Raw genomic sequence first — 6,000 nt, forward strand, 5'->3', positions numbered from 1 at the left:
TTCACGCTCAGGGCCTGTCCCCGACCGAACCGCACCCGGGACTGCTGCGCCTGGACCCACTGGATTGGCGAAAGCGCCTGCCTCGGCAACCGATCGCTTGCACGGTCCGCTGTTTCGTCCCCGGCCAGGTCGTGTCCGGCGCCCGGCATTGCATCCCAGTCGCGCCTGCCAGCACGAGGCACGGGCCCGGAGCACCCCGTCGAATCGCAGCTGACCGCCACCCGTGGTGCTGATATTCGGCGGCGCCCGAGGCCAGTGTCCGCGACACTGGGCCGGTGATCGTCATACACCCCGTGCTGGAGACCGGCTCGCTCACCGACTTTGACTTCTGGCCGGTCGCCGAGCAACCGCCGTACCACCTCACCCCACTGAACGGCACGCTGAGTGATGAGCAGGTCGGCACGGCGATCGCCACCATGGCCGGCTACAACTCCAGGCGGGTTGACGACCACCTGACCGACCCGGCCAGCGCCTTCCTGAGCTCACTACTGCACGAGGAGGGGTTCGTCGCCCCTGGCGGGCTCCGCGTCCAGGACACGGTCACCGGCACGACGCTGACGCCCGGTTGCTGCTGCGGACTGGAGGACTGGCGCGGATGGCTGGAGATCGCCGCCGGAGGCGAGCTGTGGCTCGGCCACTCCCCGACACCGTGGGCCGAGCAACTCGGCAACACCGTCCGGCTCCACCCGGAGGGCGAGCGCCCGGGCCCGGTGATCGAGATCGCCCGGACCGAGCTCCCGCGGCTGCTCGCTGGGGTCCAGCAGGACCTCGCCGACTTCCTCCTCCTGGTCGCCGCATGGGCCGAACAGCACGCACCCCAGTCGGCGCGGGCACTGGTCAGCGCGTTCGACCGGTCCCTCGAGATCACCGCGCCACTGCGAAAGCCGAGCTGATGGCCAGCTTCCTGACGCACCGTCAGCTCGTGCTTGATCGCACGCTTCCGGTGCGGCGACGCCACGCGGCACTGCGGACCTGCCTCACCCTGTACGCCCCGTACGGCTTCCGCGCTACATACCACCACCTGACGGTCAGCGCCGCGATACCACGCGACCTCGACGCCGATCCCGAGTCGCTGGAACGCGCGGTGAACGAGCTCCACGAGGCCCGCGTGCTCCGGATGGCCGAGGACGCCCGGTACGCCGAGCGGCGGCGATGCGAGAAGCATGCCGGTCAGCGGGTCCCTCGACGCCCGGGCACATGGTGGCACCGCCACGGGCGGCAGAGCTGCTACCAGCTCGATCCGCTCTGCCATCCAGCCCTGGCTCTGCCCGAGTTCATCCGCCGCCAAATCAGCCTGGCGAACGGCGAAGCACTGCCCGGCTGCGCGGACTGCGGCAGCCGCCGCCCCGCCAACTCTCGTTCGACCGGCCACGGGTTCATCGACCTGTGTCGCAGCTGCGGAGCGGTACAGCGCTCGTGTGCGTGCGGCCGGCCTCACCACCTCCACCCTCTCGAACGGGACCTGTGGCCGCGTCTGTGGCGCAGGGAGCACATGACCCACGACGGCCTGCCCAACCCGCACTGGCCCGGTACCGTCGAGGACCGGATCGCTGGCCTGCAGCTGAGAAGCCTGTCACAGCCGCGGAATGGGAGGCTCGGGTGAGTGAACTCGCGTTCTTCGCCCAGGTGGTGGGCCGGGGCACGGTCCACGGCCTGGACTGCAGCTCCACGCCCGACCAGGTCACTGCCCGGCTCGGCGACTTCGGGGAGAACCTTCGGCACAACCTGATGTGGCGCGACCACGGTCTGGTCGAGTTCACCTGGGAGCGGCCCTCCAGGAACGAACCGTGGCAGGGCTGCCAGTTCACCGTGCAGTGCCACCGACTCGAGCACGGCCTCACGCCCGTGCCCACCTTCGCGGACCTCCGAACAGCCCTGACGACACTGGACTGTGAAGTCGAGGAGATCACGCCCCTCACCAGTGACCTCGACGAGTACTGGCAACCCGAGAGCCGAGTGGCCATCCTCGTCGGCACTCGAGACGGCACCCTGCACCAGATCACTGGCCCGGTTGCCCCCGACTACGCGAACCTGCGCCGAGGGCTCCGCTCGAGTCGGACCGAGCGCGACCAGATCCGCCATCTTCTCGACGCCTCCGACGAGGACCGGCTGCGCTGGATCGGGCGCAACCAACCCCACGGCTGCGAGCGACCGGCCTGGTGGACGGGAAAGCTCGCGGTGATCGACGGGACGGTCTCCGCCACTCCGGACAAGCAGCTCCCCTGTGCCCGTCTGCTGCTCTGGATGATCCAGCAGAGCAACGAACTGGAAGTCTTCGACCACGCCCAACGCGCCGAGCGCATGGCCGCCCTCTCCGCCAACCTGCGCTGGCACCTCGGCCCGGACGAGCTGGCCGACCTCCTGCCCAACGCCGACGACATCGTACGCGCCTGCCTCGCGGCACTACCCGAAGCCGGACAGGTCGACTCACACCGCGTCAGACACCTGCTCAACTCCTGCGCACCACTTCGGGACCAGCTCGACGACGCGCTCCTCTGCCGCGAACTCGACCGACTGCTCACCCTCACCCACCGCACGTGGTGAAGCCGACCGCGCGCACCCTCCACGATCCTCGGGGAGGGCCTGTCACACCCGACTCGAGGTGCTGCCCTCCGCAGCCTGTCGTCGTTCCCGCCTGTGGCAGCTCGCACACGTGATCGTCTCTCGGGCGGTAGCGTGCAGCCCATGACATGGCGGGGACCGACGTACCGGATGGTGGATGGGGAGCGGATCGACGGGGTCTGGTGCCACGTCTGGCGGCGGAGTCGATGGGACAGCAGGTACTTCATCGACGATCTGATCGTCTTCGCGGACGGGGCGATCAGATGCGAGGAACGGACAGACCTGTCCGGTTTGGAGAAGCTACTGGCATCAGACCGAATTGCTGTGACGGAGCCCGGCGCGCCGACTCTTCCTGACGAACCGTCGAAGTGGCTCTCGCGCCGCAGTGAGCCGTTGACCCCGGAGGGCTTCCTCCGCGAGGTTGCCGACAAGATCGAGGAGCTCAACGGACGTCCAACCGCAGGACAGCGCTGCTGGGATGCCATCCAGCACTTCCAACAGGAGCCGAGCGAGCTTAACCGCACACTGCTGCGGGACGCCTATGTGGCCGTTCCACCGCACCGCCGGATCTACGTCCTGGGCGACATGGACCGCCAGGACCGCCCTCTGCGGATCCTGCTCACCGAGATCGGCGTCGCCGTCGACGGAGACGGCCCGACGGTGACAGCGGACATGCACCAGGAGGCCCTCGCCTACTTCGGGCCTTCGCCCGTGAAGGTGGACACGCGGTCATGTGTCACGCGGCGAGCGTGAGCTTAGCTGTGTGGTGTCGTCGTTCGTAGTCGTTGGGGCTGAGGTGGCCGTTGGCCGAGTGGCGGCGGCGGGTGTTGTAGCGGGTCAGCCAGACGAAGACGGTCCTCCTGCAGGTGGCCGGGTCGCCGAAGTCGCGGGCGCCCTGGAGCGTCTCGCGTTTCAGGGAGGCGTGGAAGCTCTCGCAGGCCGCATTGTCCTCGCTGCTGCCGACCGTGCCCATCGACCGTGTGACACCCAAGTCCGAGCACAGGTCGGCGAAAGCCCTGGACCCGTATTGCGCCCCGTGGTCGCCGTGGAAGATCGCCCCGGTCAGGCCGCCGCGGGTCGCGGCGGCCATCCGTAGCGCGTCGGCGACCAAGTCGGTGCGCATGTGGTCGGCGATGGACCAGCCCACGACCTTGCGGCTGAAGCAGTCCAGCACGGTGGCCAGGTAAAGGAACTCCCCGCCGGCCAATGGCAGATAGGTGATGTCGCCCATGTACTTACGTCCCGGTTCCGGGGCGGTGAAGTCCCGCTGGAACAGGTCCGCGACCGTCGTTGCGGTCGGGTCCGGGACGGTAGTGCGGAGCCTCCTGCGCAGGCGGACGCCAGCGATGGCGTGCGTCCGCATGACCCGGGCGACCCGCTTGTGGTTGACCCGCGTTCCGGTCGCGCGCAGTTCCGCGGTCACCCGGGGCGAGCCGTAGGCGCCGCCGGATTCGGTGTGGATGCGGCGGATCTGCTCGGCCAGGGCCTGGTCCTCGCGTCGGCGGACGGCTCGGGCGTCGGCTCCGCTGAGCGGCTTGTAGGAGCTGGACCGGTTGACGTCCAGGACCTGGCACAGCCGCTTCACCTCGTAGGTGTCCCGGTGGTCGTGGACGAACTGGAAGCGGCTCACCAGTTCGTCTCGCCGGCGAAATACTTGGCCGCCTCGCGCAGGATGTCCCGCTCGGTTGCCAGCTTCCGCTCGCTCGCCTCAAGCTCGGCCACCCGGGCCTCCAACTGCCGGATCCGCTCGTCCGGATCGGCGGACGCAGCCGGGTTCCCTGCCCTGGCCTGCGTCGTCCCGCCCCGCCGGGCGTCCACGGGCGCGATGCCGCGGCGTTCGCGGTCCCGCAGCACCCACTCACGCAGCGTCGCCCTGTTGATGCCCAGGTCAGCGGCGATGTCCTTGTACGTCGCCCCGTGCGTGGACTCGTACAAGGCCACGGCATCGGCCTTGAACTCGTCCGAGTAGTCCTTCATCGCCATCGGCGGTGTTCTCGCTTCCTCCGGATCAAGCAGATCCAGTATCAGCATGTCCACCCATCAGGGCGAAGGCCCCAAGGCCTTGACCTGGGCGCATGATTTATCGGCACCTGCAGGGCCGGAGCCCGCTTCGACAAGGGCGTCCTCGTCGAACGCGAGGAGATGACAGCAGCCTGAGCTACGTCCCGATCGAAGGACTTGGCAGCTGCACGTTCACGACCGGCCTCATGCGGACGGTCGGCCTCGTCCCAGCAGCCCGCCCAGTTCGGAAGCCAGAGCGACCGAAGCCTCGATCTCGACCCTGCGGATCGACACGCTCTCCACGAGGAAACCGAACGGCATGCCGAGTTTGCGGCAGAAGGCAATCAAGTCGCGGGCGTTCACCAGACAGTGCTGGTAGGACTCGGCCAGCGTGTCGTCCGCGTGGCGCAGAGAGTTCTCCAGCCAGCGTGGGACATCCACGCCGAGCCACTTGAGGAACGCCAGCGTCTTCACCGATCCGCACACCGAGAGCGTGAACAGGACGGGCTTGGGTTCCAGCTGCCGCTCGCGGCAAGCGTAGTAGTAGTCGGAGACCATGCTCTTGGCCGCGTCGGCGTTGTAGATGACCTGCGAGATGAAGTACGCGCATCCCGCCTGCTGCTTGGCGAGCAGCCGCTGATGCTCCTCGGGGCGTCCAGTGATGGCGACGCCGCCGAGCAGCAGGTCCGGACGGGCGTCCAGGCGCATGGCCTGCGCCTCGGACAAGCTGGTCCGCACCGCCTTGCCCTTCGAGGACGCGCCGACGAAGACGGAGAGCACGCGGTCGGTGTCGGCCATCTGCAGCCAGGTCCGCAGCTCAGCCCCGGTGTACTTGCCGACGCACCGGTAGATGACCGCGGGGCGGTTCCACCCGCCGAGGTACTCCGCGTGATAAACGGCGGGATCGATCGTCGGCAGGTACGGAAACGGCCGCTCCGCCGGATTGCGGTCGCTCTCATCGGCGATGTCGTACAGTGCCAGACCGTCCACATCGAGGAAGTCCAACCGCTCCAAGGTGGCCGCAGTGATCTCCCGGATCCGCTCGGGCGTGGTGCTCAGCCGCGGCGGCGTGATACCGAACAGCAGAACACCACCCTCGGCACCGGCCACCAGCATCCGGTCGGCTGTGCTGTCGTCACGGTCCACCACGACGCGTAACCTAGCAGCTCACATCCACCAGGCAACGGGCAAAGCGCCAGTCTGTGAGACGGAACACGGCTCGTCGTCATCGCATCTGACGATGCGATCGACGCCCGGCCGTGAGGGGCGATCAGATCCACAGGCTTTGACAATTGCTCCGACGGCCGCCACAAGGTGTGGGTGCCGCCGGTCGTGGTTGGGGTCTCCCCCTGAGTGGTGGACACGCTGATACTGGATCTGCTTGATCCGGAGGAAGCGAGAAGACCGCCGATGGCGATGAAGGACTACTCGGACGAG

The 6,000-nt window shown here is 68.2% G+C and carries 6 protein-coding genes; 4 read left to right on the forward strand and 2 right to left on the reverse strand.

From position 1 onward, the window contains the following. Positions 1–275: 275 nt before the first annotated feature. The 4 genes from NFU81_RS36775 to NFU81_RS36790 all read left to right on the forward strand — a co-directional run bounded on the left by NFU81_RS36775 (position 276) and on the right by NFU81_RS36790 (position 3,315). Positions 276–893 (forward strand): hypothetical protein, encoded by a 618-nt coding sequence (locus NFU81_RS36775; protein WP_251500314.1) that lies wholly within the window; start codon positions 276–278, stop codon positions 891–893. Beyond that, positions 893–1,603, forward strand: coding sequence for a hypothetical protein (locus NFU81_RS36780; protein WP_251500316.1), 711 nt, complete (start codon positions 893–895; stop codon positions 1,601–1,603). The genes NFU81_RS36775 and NFU81_RS36780 overlap by 1 nt, the downstream gene beginning before the upstream one ends. After that, on the forward strand, positions 1,600–2,544 hold the full coding sequence (locus NFU81_RS36785) for a hypothetical protein (RefSeq protein WP_251500318.1): 945 nt from the start codon (positions 1,600–1,602) through the stop codon (positions 2,542–2,544). The genes NFU81_RS36780 and NFU81_RS36785 overlap by 4 nt, the downstream gene beginning before the upstream one ends. 141 nt (positions 2,545–2,685) lie before the next feature. Further along, the gene (locus NFU81_RS36790; protein ID WP_251500321.1) at positions 2,686–3,315 is read left to right on the forward strand and encodes a DUF7639 domain-containing protein; all 630 of its coding nucleotides are present in this window, start codon (positions 2,686–2,688) and stop codon (positions 3,313–3,315) included. On the opposite strand, the gene NFU81_RS36795 is transcribed toward NFU81_RS36790, so the two are convergent. Then, a protein-coding gene (locus NFU81_RS36795; RefSeq protein ID WP_251500331.1) for an IS3 family transposase occupies positions 3,299–4,545 on the reverse strand; the annotation gives its coding sequence in 2 pieces (ribosomal slippage) (positions 3,299–4,203 and positions 4,203–4,545; 1,248 coding nt in all). The two genes, NFU81_RS36790 and NFU81_RS36795, sit on opposite strands and share 17 nt — an antisense overlap. A gap of 222 nt (positions 4,546–4,767) precedes the next feature. Further along, the gene (locus tag NFU81_RS36800; RefSeq protein WP_251500323.1) at positions 4,768–5,712 is read right to left on the reverse strand and encodes a methylenetetrahydrofolate reductase; all 945 of its coding nucleotides are present in this window, start codon (positions 5,710–5,712) and stop codon (positions 4,768–4,770) included. Positions 5,713–6,000 lie beyond the last annotated feature (288 nt).

Source organism: Actinacidiphila cocklensis, from assembly GCF_907177275.1.
Taxonomy (GTDB): domain Bacteria; phylum Actinomycetota; class Actinomycetes; order Streptomycetales; family Streptomycetaceae; genus Actinacidiphila; species Actinacidiphila cocklensis.